General features: G+C 70.6%; 14 protein-coding genes. 8 read left to right on the top strand and 6 right to left on the bottom strand.

Annotation, left to right across the window (positions count from 1 at the left end; all coding sequences use genetic code 11):
• The first annotated feature begins 160 nt into the window (after nucleotides 1-160).
• Both G6N46_RS19565 and G6N46_RS19560 read left to right on the top strand, forming a co-directional pair.
• Nucleotides 161-1,162: a hypothetical protein gene (locus G6N46_RS19565; protein WP_061007005.1), complete on the top strand. Its 1,002-nt coding sequence runs from the start codon at nucleotides 161-163 to the stop codon at nucleotides 1,160-1,162.
• A 155-nt stretch (nucleotides 1,163-1,317) separates the two neighbouring features.
• Nucleotides 1,318-2,934 (top strand): N-acetylmuramoyl-L-alanine amidase, encoded by a 1,617-nt coding sequence (locus G6N46_RS19560; protein WP_138251112.1) that lies wholly within the window; start codon nucleotides 1,318-1,320, stop codon nucleotides 2,932-2,934.
• A gap of 4 nt (nucleotides 2,935-2,938) precedes the next feature.
• Here G6N46_RS19560 and G6N46_RS19555 read toward each other — a convergent pair whose 3' ends face one another.
• Genes G6N46_RS19555 through G6N46_RS19545 form a run of 3 tightly spaced genes read right to left on the bottom strand, consistent with a single transcriptional unit; the run spans nucleotide 2,939 to nucleotide 5,266 of the window.
• Nucleotides 2,939-3,751, bottom strand: coding sequence for an HAD family hydrolase (locus G6N46_RS19555; protein ID WP_138251133.1), 813 nt, complete (start codon nucleotides 3,749-3,751; stop codon nucleotides 2,939-2,941).
• Nucleotides 3,751-4,488, bottom strand: a complete 738-nt coding sequence (locus tag G6N46_RS19550) for a lysophospholipid acyltransferase family protein (RefSeq protein WP_138251113.1) — start codon at nucleotides 4,486-4,488, stop codon at nucleotides 3,751-3,753. Before G6N46_RS19550 ends, G6N46_RS19555 begins: the two co-directional genes overlap by 1 nt.
• A gap of 4 nt (nucleotides 4,489-4,492) precedes the next feature.
• Nucleotides 4,493-5,266 (bottom strand): lysophospholipid acyltransferase family protein, encoded by a 774-nt coding sequence (locus G6N46_RS19545; RefSeq protein WP_061002440.1) that lies wholly within the window; start codon nucleotides 5,264-5,266, stop codon nucleotides 4,493-4,495.
• A 61-nt stretch (nucleotides 5,267-5,327) separates the two neighbouring features.
• On the opposite strand from G6N46_RS19545, the gene G6N46_RS19540 reads away from it, so the two are divergent.
• From G6N46_RS19540 to G6N46_RS19530, 3 genes are read left to right on the top strand one after another with little or no spacing between them, the layout of a single operon-like run.
• On the top strand, nucleotides 5,328-6,005 hold the full coding sequence (locus tag G6N46_RS19540; protein WP_163692896.1) for an aminoglycoside 3'-phosphotransferase: 678 nt from the start codon (nucleotides 5,328-5,330) through the stop codon (nucleotides 6,003-6,005).
• A gap of 38 nt (nucleotides 6,006-6,043) precedes the next feature.
• Nucleotides 6,044-7,594 (top strand): Rieske 2Fe-2S domain-containing protein, encoded by a 1,551-nt coding sequence (locus tag G6N46_RS19535; protein ID WP_138251115.1) that lies wholly within the window; start codon nucleotides 6,044-6,046, stop codon nucleotides 7,592-7,594.
• Nucleotides 7,591-7,950: a hypothetical protein gene (locus G6N46_RS19530; RefSeq protein WP_133426192.1), complete on the top strand. Its 360-nt coding sequence runs from the start codon at nucleotides 7,591-7,593 to the stop codon at nucleotides 7,948-7,950. The genes G6N46_RS19535 and G6N46_RS19530 overlap by 4 nt, the downstream gene beginning before the upstream one ends.
• Here the strand turns inward: G6N46_RS19530 and G6N46_RS19525 are convergent.
• Nucleotides 7,947-8,756: a DUF5718 family protein gene (locus G6N46_RS19525; RefSeq protein ID WP_138251116.1), complete on the bottom strand. Its 810-nt coding sequence runs from the start codon at nucleotides 8,754-8,756 to the stop codon at nucleotides 7,947-7,949. The genes G6N46_RS19530 and G6N46_RS19525 overlap by 4 nt on opposite strands.
• Nucleotides 8,757-8,861: 105 nt before the next feature.
• Here G6N46_RS19525 and G6N46_RS19520 point away from each other — a divergent pair, with 105 nt between their 5' ends.
• Nucleotides 8,862-9,587 carry a hemerythrin domain-containing protein gene (locus G6N46_RS19520; RefSeq protein ID WP_138251117.1) on the top strand — a complete coding sequence of 242 codons (726 nt, stop codon included), beginning with the start codon at nucleotides 8,862-8,864 and terminating at the stop codon, nucleotides 9,585-9,587.
• On the opposite strand, the gene G6N46_RS19515 is transcribed toward G6N46_RS19520, so the two are convergent.
• Together G6N46_RS19515 and serS are read right to left on the bottom strand one after the other, a co-directional pair.
• The gene (locus G6N46_RS19515; protein WP_163692894.1) at nucleotides 9,584-12,892 is read right to left on the bottom strand and encodes an ATP-binding protein; all 3,309 of its coding nucleotides are present in this window, start codon (nucleotides 12,890-12,892) and stop codon (nucleotides 9,584-9,586) included. The two genes, G6N46_RS19520 and G6N46_RS19515, sit on opposite strands and share 4 nt — an antisense overlap.
• 19 nt (nucleotides 12,893-12,911) lie before the next feature.
• On the bottom strand, nucleotides 12,912-14,168 hold the full coding sequence (gene serS / locus G6N46_RS19510; protein WP_138251119.1) for a serine--tRNA ligase: 1,257 nt from the start codon (nucleotides 14,166-14,168) through the stop codon (nucleotides 12,912-12,914).
• 122 nt (nucleotides 14,169-14,290) lie between these two features.
• On the opposite strand from serS, the gene G6N46_RS19505 reads away from it, so the two are divergent.
• Nucleotides 14,291-15,766, top strand: coding sequence for a septum formation family protein (locus G6N46_RS19505; RefSeq protein WP_163692893.1), 1,476 nt, complete (start codon nucleotides 14,291-14,293; stop codon nucleotides 15,764-15,766).
• Between the two features lie 2 nt (nucleotides 15,767-15,768).
• Nucleotides 15,769-16,119, top strand: coding sequence for a metallopeptidase family protein (locus G6N46_RS19500; RefSeq protein WP_064861169.1), 351 nt, complete (start codon nucleotides 15,769-15,771; stop codon nucleotides 16,117-16,119).
• Nucleotides 16,120-16,133: the final 14 nt, after the last annotated feature.

The raw sequence follows: 16,133 nt of genomic DNA, 5'->3' as shown, positions 1-16,133 counted from the left end.
CACCCGGTCGGGTCGGGCAGTGCGCGGGCCGGTCGCAATTCGCTCACGATTCCGCATCGTCACTCTAATCCCACTAATCACAGCTTTAACATCGATGACGTCAGTACCGACGACTCAGCAAGCCAGCTCGAGCCGTACCCCACAGATTGAGGAGACTTCCGTGCCTAACCGACGTCGACGCAAGCTCTCGACAGCCATGAGCGCAGTCGCCGCCGTGGCCGTCGCAAGTCCGATCGCACTCGTGGCGGTCGCCGAGATGACCCCGGCAAACCCGACTCCGCAGCACCGGGAATTCGTCCAGGCCGCGCTCGTGACCGACCTCCCCAACGAGGTCATGTCCGCGCTGTCGCAGGGCCTGTCCCAGTTCGGCGTCAACCTGCCGAACCTCATGGGCGGAGCCGCGAGCTCCCCCAGCCCCCTGACCGGCGGCCTGTCCCCGCAGACCGGCCTGACCCCGGGCCTGGGCACCAGCCCCAGCCTGGGCGCCACCCCAGGCCTGACCCCGCCGGCCGGCCTCACCCCGGCGGGTGGCCTCACGCCGCCGGCCGGCCTGACCCCGGGCCTGGGCACCACCCCGGCGACCGGTCTGACCGCACCCGGCCTGACCCCGCCGACGGGCGCGACCGCACCCGGCCTGACCCCGCCCACCGGCCTCACCGGCACCAGCCCGTCGGCACTGACGCCGGGCCTGCCCGGCGCCGGCCTGCCCAGCGCCGGTCTCACGACCCAGGGCGCGACCCTCCCGAGCGTGAGCACGCCCGGACTGACCGCTCCCGGCCTGAACGCCACGGGCCTGACCACGCCGTCGATCAGCGCGAGCCCGGCCGGGCTCGGTGCCGCCGGCATGCCGATGACCGATCCCAACGCCAGCCTGGGCCTCGGCCCCGGCCAGGGCCTCGGTGGCAGCTACCCGATCCTCGGCGACCCGTCGGTCGGACTGGGCGGCGGCGACGGCCTCGGCCTCGGCGCGGCCCCGAGCAGCGGCGGCGGCGGACTGATCAGCGACCTGACCAGCGCCGCCAACCAGCTGGGCGCGACCCAGGCCATCGACCTGCTGAAGGGCATGGTCGTGCCGGCCATCACGTCGGCGGTCAAGTCCGCTCAGGCCGCCCCGGCGGCAGCCGCCGCGGCCGCACCGGCAGTGGCCGCTCCCGCGGTCTGACATCCGTCACACACAACTGAAGACCTGTAACCGAGACGGCACCGCAGAAGCCCCAAGGCTCTGCGGTGCCGTTGCGGCGTCTTGCAGAGAATTGACAGCCCAGTAATCCGTGTCGAAACACGGGTAACACCTGACACATACGTAACATTCGCGCTGTGCCGCGCCGTCGTCCCGCACCGTCAATACTGTTGTCCGCTCTGGCGGCGACCGTCGTGATGGTGCCGCTGGCCGTCAGCGGCATCCCGAACATCCCCGGCCTGACGGACGACAAGCCGTCGGCGCCGGAGCTCCACACGCAGCCGCTGGCCGGCGTCGGTGGCGGGCAGACCGTCCGGGAAATCCACCAGGACACTCCTTTCTCCCTGGTCGCGCTCACGGCGTCGGACTTCACCGGAACCTCGGCCCGGGTGCGCGCCCAGAAGGCCGACGGATCCTGGGGCCCCTGGTACGAGGTCGAGGCGCCAGATGGTGTCGGCGAGGCGCGCGCCACGACGCGCGGCACCGAACCCGTGTTCGTCGGCCGCACCAAAACCGTCCAGATCGCGGTGACCCGGCCCGCCGAAGCCGCTGCCACGCCACCCGCCGGCGACCGGCCGCAGGGTCCCGGCCTGGGGTACCGCCCCGTCGACGTCGAGAAACCGTTGGGCGCCAGCATGAAAGCAGTGCTCATCAGTCCGCCGGAGGCTCCGGCCGATGTGCAGTTCCAGCCGACCGCGGTGTCGGCGCCGAACCAGCCACCCAACATCATCAGCCGGGCCCAGTGGGGCGCCAACGAGAGCGTGCGCTGCGGACAACCGGTCTATGACCCGGGCGTGCGCGCCGCCATCGTGCACCACACCGCCGGCAGCAACGACTACGCGCCCGAGGATTCCGCGGGCATCGTCCGGTCGATCTACGAGTACCACACCCGCGAATTGGGTTGGTGCGACATCGCTTACAACGCCCTGGTCGACAAGTACGGCCAGGTTTTCGAGGGCCGGTTCGGCGGCATGACGCGCCCCGTCGAAGGCTCGCACACCGGCGGATTCAACGTCGACACCTGGGGTGTGGCGATGCTCGGCGACTTCGACGCCGTGCCCCCGACCCCGCTGCAGCTGAAGATGACCGGCCGGCTGATCGGCTGGCGGCTGAGCCTGGACCACGTCAACCCGCTCGGCAGCGTGGTGCTGACGTCGGGCGGCGGCTCGTTCACCCACTTCCCCGCCGGCGCGACGCCGACGCTGCCGACGATCTTCACCCACCGCGACGTCGGCAACACCGACTGCCCGGGTAACGCCGCCTACGCAGCCATGGGCGAATTGCGGGATATCGCAGCATCTTTCACGGCCCCACCGGGCGCCCTCAGTGCGATGGACATGCTGCGCGGCGGTGCCATCTTCGACAAGTGGCAGGCGATGGGCGGGGCGTCCGGCCCGCTCGGCGTCGCCACGTCACCGGAGGCCGCGGCCGACGGGCACACCCGCTACGCCACGTTCGACCACGGCGCCATGTACTGGTCACCGGCCACCGGCGCCCAGCCGCTCACCGGTGCCCTCTACGACGCCTGGGGCGCACTGGGTTTCGAACGCGGCGCACTCGGACTGCCGACCAGCGGCGAAATCGCCGAACCGCAGTGGATCGTGCAGAACTTCCAGCACGGCACTCTCAACTTCGACCGCGAGAACGGGACCGTCACGCGCGTCATCGACGGTGTGCCGCAAGAACTTCCGCCGCCGCCGAAGCAGGAGCCGGTGCAGCTCGAGCGGTTCAGCCGCATCGAGATGCAGAGCTGACCCGCTAGAGCCACCAGCGTTCGAGCACCCGGGCCACCCCGTCGTCGCTGTTGGTCGTGGTGACCTCGTCGGCAGCCTCGAGGGCCTCCGGATGCGCATTGCCCATCGCCACTCCCAGGCCGGCCCAGGTCAGCATCGGGATGTCGTTGGGCATGTCACCGAAGGTGACGACGTCGTCGGCGGTCAGACCCAGCGGGCGGATGATCTCGGCGACTCCCGTGGCCTTGCTGATGCCCAGCGGCACCACCTCGATGAGCCCGTTGTTGGTCGAATAGGTCAGGTCGCCCGTGACGCCGACATGCGGGGCCAGCGCCGCGGCCAGATCGGCACTGTGCGCGCCCGCCTTGCGGATCAACAGCTTCACCGCCGGCACGCTGAGCATGTCCTCCACCGACACCTCGGTGTTGTCGGGGTTGTGCCAGGCATGCTCGTAGCCCGGCGAGCTCGCGAACTGCGGCATGGACTCGTCGAACGCGGTACGGCCCACGCGTTCGACCGCCAGCCCGACGCCCGGGATCACCCGAGTGGCGATCTCGGCCAACTCGCCCAACGCATCCGGGCTCAAGGTGTGGGCCGAGACGATGCGGTCCGTCGCGGAGTCATAGAGCACCGCACCGTTGGCGCACACCGCAAGCGGCGACAGTCCCAGGGCGTCCACCACCGGCGGTATCCAGCGCGGCGGCCGGCCGGTGGCGAGCACGAACTTCGCGCCGTTCGCGACGGCGGCCTGCACGGCGGCGCGGGTCCGCGGCGTCACCCGCTCATGGGTGTCGAGCAGCGTGCCGTCGACGTCGGTGGCGATCAGCGCGGGCAGCATCACCGGCCCCCGGCTTCCCGACGGGCCCGCTCGGCCTTCTCCAGCACTTCGGCCTCCTCAGGCGTCGGGGCGCCGCCACCCAGCCGGCGCGGCACCCAGTACTCACCCGCCGGGTGCGGGTATTCCTCCTGCACCGCATGGAGCTGATCGGTCATCGTCTGCTGCAGCATCGCCATCACCTGGGCCACCGGACCGTTCGCCGTGATCGGCGCACCGACCCGGACGATGACCGGAATCTTCTTGCGCCCCAACCGCTTCGGGTGGTCCTTGGTCCACATCCGGTGCACACCCCAGACGATCACCGGGATGATCGGCACCTGCGCGTCGAGTGCCATCCGCGCCACGCCGGTCTTGAACTCCTTGAGCTCGAAACTGCGGCTGATCGTGGCCTCCGGGTACACCCCGACCAGTTCCCCGGCGCGCAGCCGCTCGACGGCGACGGGATACGCGTCGCCACCGGAACTGCGGTCGACGGGGATGAGCCCGGCCCGCTTGACCAGGAAGTTGCCCATCGGCACCTGCTGCACCTCGGCCTTGAGCATGAAGCGCACCCGGCGGCGGCGATGGGTGGCGGCCAGACCGGCCGGCAGGAAGTCGACGTAAGCGGTGTGGTTGATCGCGATCACCGCACCGCCGGTATCCGGAATATGTTCCAGCCCTTGGTAAGTGATGCGGGTTCCCGTGGCGGCGACCGCCGCCTTTGCGGCAATCTCGATGCCGCGGAAAACTGGCTCCATGGCGCTACTCCGGCGCACCTTCCGCCTGCCGCGCCGCGCGGCGTGCCGCCTTCTCGCGCGCTTCGTCGAGGTCCATCTGGTCGGCCTCGGCCAGCGTCGGCGCCCCGCCGCCCAACCGATGCGGCACCCAGAACTCGCCGGCGGGATGTTCGGGATAGCGGTCCTGGACCTCCGACAGCAGGTGCTGCATGCGGGCGTGCAACAGCGCCGTCAGCTCGGCGGCGGGCAGCGTCGGGTAGATGGGCTCACCGACGTGGATGAAGATCGGCACCTTGGGGCGGCGCATGTTGCGCGGATGGCCCTTGGTCCAGATCCGCTGGGCGCCCCAGATGATGTGCGGGACGATCGGCACGTCGGCCTCGATGGCCATGCGGGCCGCGCCCGACTTGAACGCCTTGATCTCGAAACTGCGGCTGATGGTGGCCTCGGGGTAGACGCCGACGAGCTCGCCCGCCTTGAGTTGCTTGACCGCCTCGGCGTACGAGTCCGCGCCGCTGCCGCGGTCGACGGCGATGTGGCGCATCTTGCGCATCAGCCAGCCGCCGTACTTGTTGTCGAAGACTTCCTTCTTCGCCATGAACCGCACCTTGCGGCCCCGCTTCTGCATGACGGCGGGCAACCCGGCGAACGTGAAGTCGAAGTAGCTGGTGTGGTTGATCGCGACCACCGCGCCGCCGCTGACCGGCAGGTTCTCCGCGCCGGTCACGGTGAATTTCAGACCCTGTGCCCGCCACACCGTGCGCGCCAGTTTGATCACGGTGCCATATACCGGTTCCACGGGGATCAGCCTAGTGCGGACCGCCGGTACTACGCCCAGAAAGGTAGGCAAGGCTAGTCAGGTGACCTTCCCCAGCGGACCTGTTCCCGTTCCCGACGTCGTCCACGCGCTGGCCACCGGCCGTCCCGTGACCGCGGTCTGGGAGAACGAACTCGGCGGCGTGACGTTCGCCATCGGCGCCGGCGACGAGTACGTCAAGACCTATCCCGCCGAGCACGCGCCGTTGCTGACCGACGAGGCCGTCCGGCTGCGCTGGGCCGGCCGGTACATCGCCGTCCCGCCCGTGCTCGGCGAGGGCGCGGGCTGGCTGCACACCGTCGGCCTGCCCGGCCGCTCCGCCGTCGACCCGCGCTGGGCCGACGATCCCGAGACCGCAGCCCGCGCGATCGGGGCCGGACTGCGGGCCATGCACGACGCGCTGCCCGTCGCGGACTGCCCGTTCGGGCGGCCCTCCTGGGTCGGGGTGGTCCCCGACCCGGACCGGCTCGTGGTCTGCCACGGCGACGCGTGCTCGCCGAACACCCTGATGAGCGACGACGGCGCGTTCGTCGGGCACGTCGACATCGGGGACCTCGGGGTGGCCGACCGGTGGGCCGACCTGGCCATCGCCACCATGTCCCTGGACTGGAACTACCCCGGCAACTACGAGGCCGCCCTGCTGGACGCCTATGGGGTGGTGCGCGACGACGAACGCATCGCCTACTACCGCTCGCTCTGGGACGCTCCGGAATCCGGCTAGACTCGCTGGCGAACTCTCCACCGCCAAAAGGGGCATTTGTGCAGGTCACAAGCGTTGGACACGCCGGATTCCGGATCGATACCGCCGCGGGCAGCATTCTGTGCGACCCGTGGGTGAACCCTGCCTACTTCGCGTCATGGTTCCCGTTCCCCGACAACAGCCAATTGGACTGGGACGCGCTCGGCGACTGCGACTACCTGTACGTCAGCCACCTGCACAAGGATCACTTCGACCCGGAGCACCTGCGCGCCCACGTCAACAAGGACGCGACGGTGCTGCTGCCCGACTACCCGGTGCCGGACCTGCGTCGTGAGCTCGAGGCCCTCGGCTTCCACACGTTCTTCGAGACCACCGATTCGGTGAAGCACCGCGTCAGCGGGCCCAAGGGCGACCTCGACGTCATGATCATCGCGCTGCGCGCCCCGGCCGACGGTCCGATCGGCGACTCGGGCCTCGTGGTGTCCGACGGCGAGACCGTCGCGTTCAACATGAACGACGCCCGCCCGATCGACCTCGACATGGTGGCCACCGAGTTCGGCGACGTCGACGTCCACATGCTGCAGTACTCGGGCGCCATCTGGTACCCCATGGTCTACGACATGCCGGCCCGGGCCAAGGAGGCCTTCGGCACCCAGAAACGTCAGCGGCAGATGGACCGCTGTCGCCAGTACATCGCGCAGGTCGGTGCGACCTGGGTGGTGCCGTCGGCCGGCCCGCCATGCTTCCTGGACGCCGAATTACGTTGGCTCAACGACGATCACGACGATCCGGCCAACATCTTCCCCGACCAGGCAGTGTTCCTGGACCAGCTGCGCAGCCACGGCCACGACGGCGGGCTGCTGATGATCCCCGGCACGGTGGCCTCGTTCACCGGGCCTGCACTGGACTCGCTGGTGCATCCGATTCCCGACGCCGAGGCCGAGGCGATCTTCACCACCGGCAAGGCCGCCTACATCGAGGCCTACGCCCAGCGCATGGCGTCCGTGCTCGCCGCCGAAAAGGCCTCGTGGGCACCGGCTTCCGGCGATTCGCTGCTGGAGCCGCTGCGCGCCAAGTTCGAGCCGATCATGGTGCAGAGCGACCAGATCTGCGACGGCATCGGTTATCCCGTGGAGCTCCGCATCGGTACCGAGACCGTGGTGCTGGACTTCCCGAAACGCGCTGTGCGGGAGGCCATTCCGGACGAGAAATTCCGCTACGGCTTCGGGATCGCACCCGAACTGGTGCGCACCGTACTACGCGACGACGAGCCGGACTGGGTCAACACCATCTTCCTGTCCACCCGCTTCCAGGCCTGGCGGGTCGGGGGCTACAACGAGTACCTGTACACGTTCTTCAAGTGCCTGACCGACGAGCGCATCGCGTACGCCGACGGCTGGTTCGCCGAGGCGCACGACACCTCGGCGTCGATCGAGTTGGGCGGCTACGAGATTCAGCGCCGGTGCCCGCACCTGAAGGCCGACCTGTCGAAGTTCGGGATCGTCGAGGGCAACACGCTGACGTGCAACCTGCACGGCTGGCAGTGGAACCTGGACAACGGCCGCTGCCTGACCTCCAAGGGTCACGAGCTGCGGAGCGCCAAGCGGTGACGAGCGCCCAGTCCGGCGCTCGCTCGGACGCGCACTACGACGACGGCCAGATCTTCCTGGACCGGCAGGCGATCACGTTGCGCCGCTATCACTTTCCGTCGGGCACGTCGAAGATCATCCCGCTCGGCGCGGTCCGCGGCTACAAGGCCGAGTCGCTCGGCTTCATCATGGACCGGTTCCTGATCTGGGGTGGCACCGACCCGCGCCGCTGGCTGCCACTGGACATCTGGCGGCCCATCAAGTCGACGCTGGTGACGCTCGACGTCGTCGGCACCACGCCGGCGCCGGCATGTACCCCGTTGCGGCCCAAGGAGTTTCTGGCCACCCTCGAACAGCTGCTGAGCGAGCGGCGCTAACCCGCCGCGCGCACCGTCTGCCGCAGCTCCGAGACATCGTCGGACGCGGTGTCGTACACGCGCACGATGGCCCGGTCGCCCGGCTTGAGGTAGGTGGACTCCCCCAGCTCGGTGTAGCGCGTCGCGCCGATGCCGACGAGCAGGTGCGCCGGGTGCCCCGCGGCCACCATCAGGGCGCCGACATCCTCCAAAGGTGTGTCGTCCGAACCCTTCTGGTTCGCCAGCCGGTCGACGATCCAGTCCAGCAGCTGCGTCCCGTAGTACGAGTAGCCCAGCAGCGGGCTGTCCTGGCCGTACGCCTGCTCGACACCGCTGCCATCGTCGAGGAAGCTCGCCAGCCGCAGCGACGACGTCGGTCCGTCGGGGCTCAGGTCGTCGATCGCGAAGAACCGCGGGGCCACCCCCTTGGAGGCCGGACCCCAGTTCTTCTTGTGGCTGATCTTCGGTGCGTTCGGCCGGCGGATCGAGCAGTCGTTGAACGCGCCCAGCGCGAACGGCCGCAGCCCGACAACCCGGTCGCCCAACCACGACACCTCGCACGCCAGCCCGACCTCGGGCTCGATCTGCAGGTTCAGCGGGGTGTCACTCACCGGCAGGATCACCGCGTCGGTCGACAGCGGGAACTCGCCGAGGAACGTGTCGCTGCCCGGCGCGTACCAGGGAAAGATGCCCTTCGGCGCCCCGCCCTCGGACCGGACGTTGACGAAATCGACTGCCTCCCCGGCCTGTTCGAGGTGCCCGGCGAAGTTGCCCGCCACTCCGAAGCCGAACCAGCCACGCATGTCGTCGAGGTCGAGATCGATCATGGCTGCCACCCTACTGCGGTCGTGACCAGCACCGACAAGCCACAACCAAGTCGCGCTTAAGTCACGGGCACCAGGCTGTGCACAACCGATCACGAGGAGTCTGCCGTGCCCACCTCCGTCCACCCCGTCACCGTCGCACCCCGCCGGCCTGGCGAACCCGAGCCCGACCTCCTGGGCATCACGCTGGCGCACCGCGCCATGCTCGTCGACCTGGTCCGGCTCACCGAGCTCGCCAAGGCCGTGCGCGACCGCGACGTCATCTGCACGCCCGCCCGGGCGCGCGCCATCTCGCAGTACATCGAGCTGCTGTGCGACTCGATCCATCACCACCACAGCACCGAGGACACCGTGCTGTGGCCGGTCATCCAGGCCAGCGTCGGCGCTCACCTCGATCTGAGCGAACTCACCGACGACCACGCGGCGCTCGACCCGCGCCTGGATCAGCTGCGGGCCCGCGCCGCGGCGTTCCGGCTGTCCAACGGCGACCGCAAGGTCGCGTTCCTGATGGCGTTCGAACTGGCCGAACTCACCGCGCTGCTGACCGAGCACATCAACGACGAGGAACTCGATCTGTTCCCCCTGATCACCGAGCACGTGTCGGTTGACGACTGGGAGGACGTGGAGGCGGCCGCCCGCGCCGGCAGCCGGATGTCGTTCGACGGCCCGCGCTCGCTCGCGGTGATGACGGACGACGAGCGCGCCTCGATGGCGGGCAAGTTGAGCATCGGGCTGCGCGCGTTCCTCGCGGTGCTGATGTTCCGGCATCGGCGCGTGATGCGCACCGTCTTCGGCGACCTCGCGGAGAGCCGGCTCGAGGCCCTGGCCGGCTAATCGATGAAGCTGCGGGCCTCGGCCGCGAGCCGCGCCCGCAGCGTCTCGGCGGCCTTGCGGTACCGGCGGGCGTCGTCAGGACGGTCCAGCGCCTCGGCGGCCGCGGCCAGCGCGTCGTCGACGGGGCCGACCATCAGCCCGTCGACCCCGAGCCCGGCGATGCTGCCGGAGTAGCGCTCGAGTTCGGCAGCGCGGGCCCGCACCTCGTCGAGGTCACCCATCGCCACGGCGGCATTGACCCGCAACACCGTGAACGGCACCCAGAAATAGGCCCGCTCGATCGGTTTGCGGTCCGGCCACAGCGCCCGGGCCTCGGCCTCGCGGCCCCGGGCGAACAGAGCCAGCACCGCCGCGTCCAACGCGGCGACCGAAATCTCGCGGTAGAAGAACACCAGCTCGTCGGCCAGCGTGCCCAGGTCGCCGAGGCAGAACTCACCCGTCACCCGGCCGACCATCGCCAGCTTCGCGCCATTGGCGGCGCCGTTCTCGGCCATCCGCGCGGCCAGGTCGGTGTATGCGCTCACCGCCTCGTCGAGCCGGCCGGCGAGCAGGTACATCCGGGCCTGGAACAGGCCGAGCACGCCGAGCAGGTGGACCAGCTGGCCCGTGCTCGCGCGCGCCACCGCGAGATCGACGTGGCGCTTCGCCGTCGCCAGGTCGGAGCGGTTGCCGGCGGCCAGCGACAGCAACCAGTGCGCCACCGCCTGATAGTCGGCCTGTTCGGCGGCTTCGGCGGCCTGCAGCAGTTCGGCGGCGAGCGCGTCGCGCTCGGCGTCGAGGTCCGGTCCGAGGGCGCAGAACGCGTGCACGTTGAGCGCGGTGCACAACAGGCGGCCCGCCCCGGGATCGTCGGCGTACACCTGACGCGCCAGCGCGAGCATCTCGGTGCTGGCAGCCAGCGCGCCGTCCGGGTCGTTGCCCTCGAGTTCCACGTAGAGCGCCTTGAGCAGCCGGATCCGGTCCGCCGCGGAAACGTCGCCGGCCAGCACGTGCCGCAGCAGCCCGATCATCTGGCCGTCGGATTCGTCGTACTCGCGGTCACGCCACACCAGCGGGGTGTCCCACGCGGTGAGGATGCGCACCACCAGGTCATCGCGCGACCGGCCCGACACCAGCTGCAGCGCGCATTTCATCTCACTGCGCGCGGTGACGGCGTCGCCGGACTGCGCGAGCGCGGCGATCAGGCCGCAGCGAACCTCGATGTCCTGATCCAGCATCGCCACGCTCGGCGCCAGCTGCCGGCTGGCGGCCAGTTCGAGCATCTGGACCGCGGCCCGCCACTGCCGGGCGGCTTCGGCATGGGCCCCGACCGAACTCGCGTCGCGAGCCGCGGTGGTGGCGAAATCGGCTGCCGCCGAAGCGGTTTCCGCGGTCGCGGAGGCGACGGCGTGGTGGGCCAGCGCAGCCGGGTCGACCGAGCGGCCCGGTGCGCGCAGCAGCTCCAGCGCCGCGGCATGCAACCGGGACCGGCGCAGTTTCGAGGTGTCCTCGTACAGGGTGTCGCGGACCAGACCGTGCGCGAACTGCAGCCGGCCGGGCGTCGGCTCGTCGAGCAGGCCCAGCAGCACGGCCGGTTCCAGGGCGTCGAGCAGATCGTCGGGGTCACTGCGGCCCAGCTCGGCCAGCAGGTCGACGTCGATGTCGCGGCCCAGCACCGCGGCCTGGCGCAGCGCGGTCACCGTGGGACCGGGCAACCGGGCCAGCCGGCGCCGCAGCACGTCACGCACGCCCACCGGCACCGAAGCCCACACCGCGTCGGGCCCCTCGGCGGCCATCAGCCGGGCCAGTTCCCGCACGAACAGCGGGTTGCCGCCGGTCCGTTCGCGCAGCAGGCGCAGCGCCTCGCCGCTGGTCGTCAGGCCGCAGTCGGCGGCGACGGCGGCGGTGGCCGCCGCGTCCAGGCCGCCCAGGATCAGGTGCGCTGACGTGTGGACCGTCAGCGCGGCCCGCGCCACCTCGAGTTCGCCGCGATCCTCCGACGGGCGGTAAGTCGCGATGACCAGCACGCGACGGTCCTGAATCCGGTCGGCGACGAGGCGCAGCAGCTCCAGCGTGAGGCCGTCGGTGCGGTGCAGGTCGTCGAGGATGACCGCAAGGGGCTGCCGGTCGGCGACGGCGTTCAACGCATCGGCGACCGCCTGCCCCAGCCAGAACGTGCCCTGGTCGGTGGCGGCGTCGTCGTGCAGCAGCGGGGCCAGCGCCTGCCGGTCCTGATCCGTCGCATCGACCAGCTCGCGGAGCACCTCGGTCCACGCCCACCCCGCCGGCGCGCCGTGGACTTCCTGGCACCGGCCGTGCACGGTCCGCCAGCCGGCCGCGCGCAGCCGGGCCGCGGCGGTCGCCGCCAGTGTGGTCTTGCCGGAGCCCGCCTCACCGCCGACCCACAGCACCGCACTGGCGCCGGCGGCGACGCGGCGCGCCACGGCGTCGATGGTCGCGAGCTCCTCGGCGCGGCCGTATGCCGCCTGCCCGGTGCGCTCGCGCGGCGCGGCGTCCGGGACCGCGGTCGACGGGAGCGGCACGGGCCGTGACGGTTCCAGATGGTCGGCCTGACGCAGGATGTCGCGCTCGAGATCGCGCAGGGCGCGGCCCGGCTCCAGCCCCAACTCGTCGATCAGGTGCTCGCGAGTGCGGCGGAGCACCTCGAGCGCGTCGGCCTGCCGGCCCGTGCGGTAGAGCGCGGTCGCCAGGACCGCGGCCGCGCCTTCCCGCCCCGGATGCGCGGCGACGTGTCCTTCCAGCGCCGCGACGGCGGTGCCGTAGCGCCCGAGCTCGACGTGCGCGGCGGCGTGACTTTCCACCGCGGCCAACCGGAGTTCGGTCAGCCGCGAGACCTCCGGCACCGCCCACAAGGCGTCACCGGCTCCCGCGAACGGCTCGCCGGCCCAGCCGGCGAGCGCGCCGTCGAGCAACTGCGCACGCCGCAACGGATCTGATTCATCCTGCGCCGCAGCCACTTTCGCTTCGAAGTACCAGGAGTCGACGGCGTCGTCCGGCAGCCGCAGGCAGTATCCGGGCGCGGCGCTGACCAGGATGCGGGCCGGCGCCCGGCGCTGCCGGCCGGGTTCGAGCACGCGGCGCAGATGCGAGACGTAGACCTGCAGCGCGGACAGCGCCTTGGGCGGCGGTTCGCCTTCCCACAGATCGTGGATGAGCCGGTCGACGGACACCGTGTGCCCGCGCGCGGCCACCAACCGGGCCAGCAGCGCCCGCTGCATGCGCGCGCCCAGGTCCACCGGATCGTCACCGACCCATGCGCGCACCGGACCGAGCACCGTCACCCGCACCGGTTGTGCCACCGTCATGCCCCCGCCGACGTGGTTCCTACTTGGGCTGTAACACCGAGGTGCCGACGTACGGCACGAGTGCGTCGGGTACCCGGACGCTGCCGTCGGGCTGCTGGTGGTTCTCCAGGATCGCGACCAGCCAGCGGGTCGTGGCGAGCGTGCCGTTGAGGGTCGCCGCCGTCTGCGGCTTGCCGTTCTCGTCGCGGTAGCGGGTCGAGAGGCGCCGGGCCTGGAACGTCGTGCAGTTGGAGGTCGACGTCAGCTCGCGGTACGCCTGCTGCGTCGGCACCCAGGCCTCGCAGTCGTACTTGCGGGCCGCCGACGAACCGAGATCGCCTGCGGCGACGTCGATCACGCGGTAGGGCACCTCGATCATGGCGAGCATCTGACGCTGCCAGGAGAGCAGCTTCTGGTGCTCGACCTCGGCGTCCTCGGGCTTGCAGTAGATGAAGGCCTCGACCTTGTCGAACTGGTGCACCCGGATGATGCCGCGGGTGTCCTTGCCGTAGCTGCCGGCTTCGCGGCGGAAGCACGACGACCAGCCGGCGTACCGCAGCGGGCCTTCGGACAGGTCCAGGATTTCGTCGGAGTGGTAGCCGGCCAGCGGCACCTCCGACGTTCCGACGAGGTACAGATCATCGGCCTCGAGGCGGTAGATCTCGTCGGCGTGCGCACCCAGGAATCCGGTGCCGCGCATGACTTCCGGGCGCACGAGCACCGGCGGGATCATCAGCGTGAACCCGTTCTCGGTGGCCAGCCGTACGGCCAGCTGGAGCAGGCCGAGCTGCAGCAGGGCGCCCTGGCCCGTCAGGAAGTAGAACCGCGAGCCCGACACCTTGGCGCCGCGCTCCATGTCGAGCAGGCCCAGCGCCTCGCCGAGTTCCAGGTGGTCCTTCGGAGCCTCGATGGTGGTCGGTGTGCCGATCACATCGAGCACCTCGAAATCACTCTCGCCACCGGCGGGCACGCCGTCGATGATGACGTTGCCGATCGCCATGTGCGCGGCGGTGAACCTCTCTTCGGCCGTGCCCGCACGAGCTTCGGCGGACTTGACCGCCTCGGACAGTTCCTTGGCCTTCTCCAGCAGTGCGGGCCGCTCCTCCGGCGAGGCCGCGCCGACGAGCTTGCTCGCCGCCTTCTGGTTGGCCCGGGCGGTGTCGGCCTCGGCGATGGCGGCCCGCCGGGCCGCGTCAGCGTCGAGCAACGCATCGACAAGGGCCGGGTCTTCGCCACGGGACCGTTGCGATGCCCGTACCCGGTCCGGATCTTCGCGGAGCAACTTGAGGTCGATCACGGGCGTCAGACTACTTTTCTCGCCGGGACCGTGGAATGTCGAGGGCCCGTAGCGGGGCCCGGCCACAACCACATAACGGTACAACTGCAACTCTTGTCACAGCTCCTACGGCGGCTGTCACAATGGAACCGATGTTGGACGCACCCCCGGCAGTCGAACAGGGCCTGGACACGCCCGCAGACGCGCCGAAGACGACGACCACCTGGCGGCAGCGCATGCACGGCATGCATGCCACCGGGACGCAGCGCGCGCTCGTCCTCACCGCGCTCGGCGGACTGCTCATCGCCGGTGTCCTCACCGTCATCCCGGACGGCTCGCTGGGCCCGACCGGGCTCGGCTTCAACACCGGCCGCGTCAACGCGGGCCGCGTGAGTGACACCCTCGACCACGCCAAGCCCGGCGAGTGCCTCAACTGGCCGGATCGCTCGCCGGACGCCGTCGAGATCGTCGACTGCAAGAACGAACACCGCTTCGAGGTCGCCGAGTCGCTGGACATGCGGACGTTCCCGGGCAGTGAATACGGCCCCGACGCCGCGCCGCCGTCGGACGCCCGGATCAAGCAGATCAGCCAGGAGCAGTGCCAGAACGCGGCGCGCGACTACCTCGGCCCGCGCTTCGATCCGAACGGCAAGTTCGCGGTGAGCCTGGTCTGGTCGGGCGACAAGGCCTGGAAGACCAAGGGGCAGCGCCGCATGCTGTGTGGCCTGCAGCTGCTCGGCCCGAACAGCCAGCAGCTGGCCTACAAGGGAAAGGTCGCGGACGTCGACCAGTCCAAGGTGTGGCCGGCCGGCACCTGCCTCGGCATCGACCCGGCGACCAACCAGCCCATCGACATCCCGGTCGACTGCTCGGCGCCGCACGCCATGGAGGTCACCGGCGCGGTGAACCTGGCCGACAAGTACCACGACGTCATGCCTGCCGAACCCGACCAGCTGGCGTACATCAAGGACAACTGCACCAGGGCCACCGACGAGTACCTGGCCCCGGTGCAGCTGCGCGCCACCACGCTGACGCTGATCTACAGCTCCATCGCGCTGCCCAGCTGGACCGCCGGCAGCCGGCAGGTGTCGTGCAGCATCGGTTCCTCGCTCGGCAACGGCGGCTGGTCGACGCTGGTCAACAGCGCCAAGGGCCCGCTGCTGATCAACGGGCAGTCGCCCGTCGCGCCGCCGGCCATCCCGGAGGAACGGCTGAATCTGCCGCCCATCCCGGTCGTCGAGCCGCCGGTGGACACGTCGTCACAGGGCTCGTCTTCGTCGTCATCGTCGTCGTCGCAGGGTTCGCAGTCCGGTCAGTCGAGCCAGTCGGGACAGAACCAGCGGAGCCAGCAGACCTCGCAGTCGCCACAGGGCAACCAGCACATGCCGGGGCAGACCGACACGTCGAACCAGAACGCCAACGGCAGCACGCCCGGCACTCCGCAACAGCAGCAGGGCAACACGTTCCTCAACGGCCCGCCGCCGGCTCCCGCACCGCCGCCCGGGGCGGGTGCGCCGCTCGACGGCCCGCCGCTCGAGGAGGCGCCCGCGCCGCCGCCGGCCGGGCCCGTGGGTGGGGGTGCGCCGCCCGGACCGGTGGTGCCGGCGCCCGCGCCGTAGCCGTGCCGGTACGCATGGGCCGGCAGCGGTTCGAGGAACTGGTGTCCGACGCGCTCGACCTGATCCCGCCCCGGCTCGCCGCGGCGCTCGACAACGTCGTGGTGCTGGTGCAGCCGCGGAACCCGGACGATCCCGACATCCTGGGGCTGTACGAGGGCGTCGCGCTGACCGAGCGCGATTCCTTCTACGCGGGCGCGCTGCCCGACACCATCACGATCTACCGTGACGCGCTGCTCGACATGTGCGACTCCGAAGAGCAGGTTGTCGACGAGGTCGCCATCACCGTGATCCACGAGATCGCCCACCACTTCGGCATCGACGACGAGCGGCTGCACGAGTTGGGCTGGGGCTGAGCCGCGCGGCACCG

Origin of the sequence: Mycolicibacterium phocaicum, from assembly GCF_010731115.1 — a bacterium.
In the GTDB taxonomy this organism is placed as follows: domain Bacteria; phylum Actinomycetota; class Actinomycetes; order Mycobacteriales; family Mycobacteriaceae; genus Mycobacterium; species Mycobacterium phocaicum.
Note: the sequence above shows the minus strand (reverse complement) of the source record. Positions and strands in the feature narration are given on the sequence as shown.

Excerpts from the sequence above, each read along its gene's own strand:
- G6N46_RS19525 (WP_138251116.1), bottom strand. The coding sequence starts at position 8,756 with ATGATCGATCTCGACCTCGACGACATGCGTGGCTGGTTCGGCTTCGGA.
- G6N46_RS19515 (WP_163692894.1), bottom strand. The coding sequence starts at position 12,892 with ATGACGGTGGCACAACCGGTGCGGGTGACGGTGCTCGGTCCGGTGCGC.
- G6N46_RS19505 (WP_163692893.1), top strand. The coding sequence starts at position 14,291 with ATGGAACCGATGTTGGACGCACCCCCGGCAGTCGAACAGGGCCTGGAC.
- G6N46_RS19555 (WP_138251133.1), bottom strand. The coding sequence starts at position 3,751 with ATGCTGCCCGCGCTGATCGCCACCGACGTCGACGGCACGCTGCTCGAC.
- G6N46_RS19550 (WP_138251113.1), bottom strand. The coding sequence starts at position 4,488 with ATGGAGCCAGTTTTCCGCGGCATCGAGATTGCCGCAAAGGCGGCGGTC.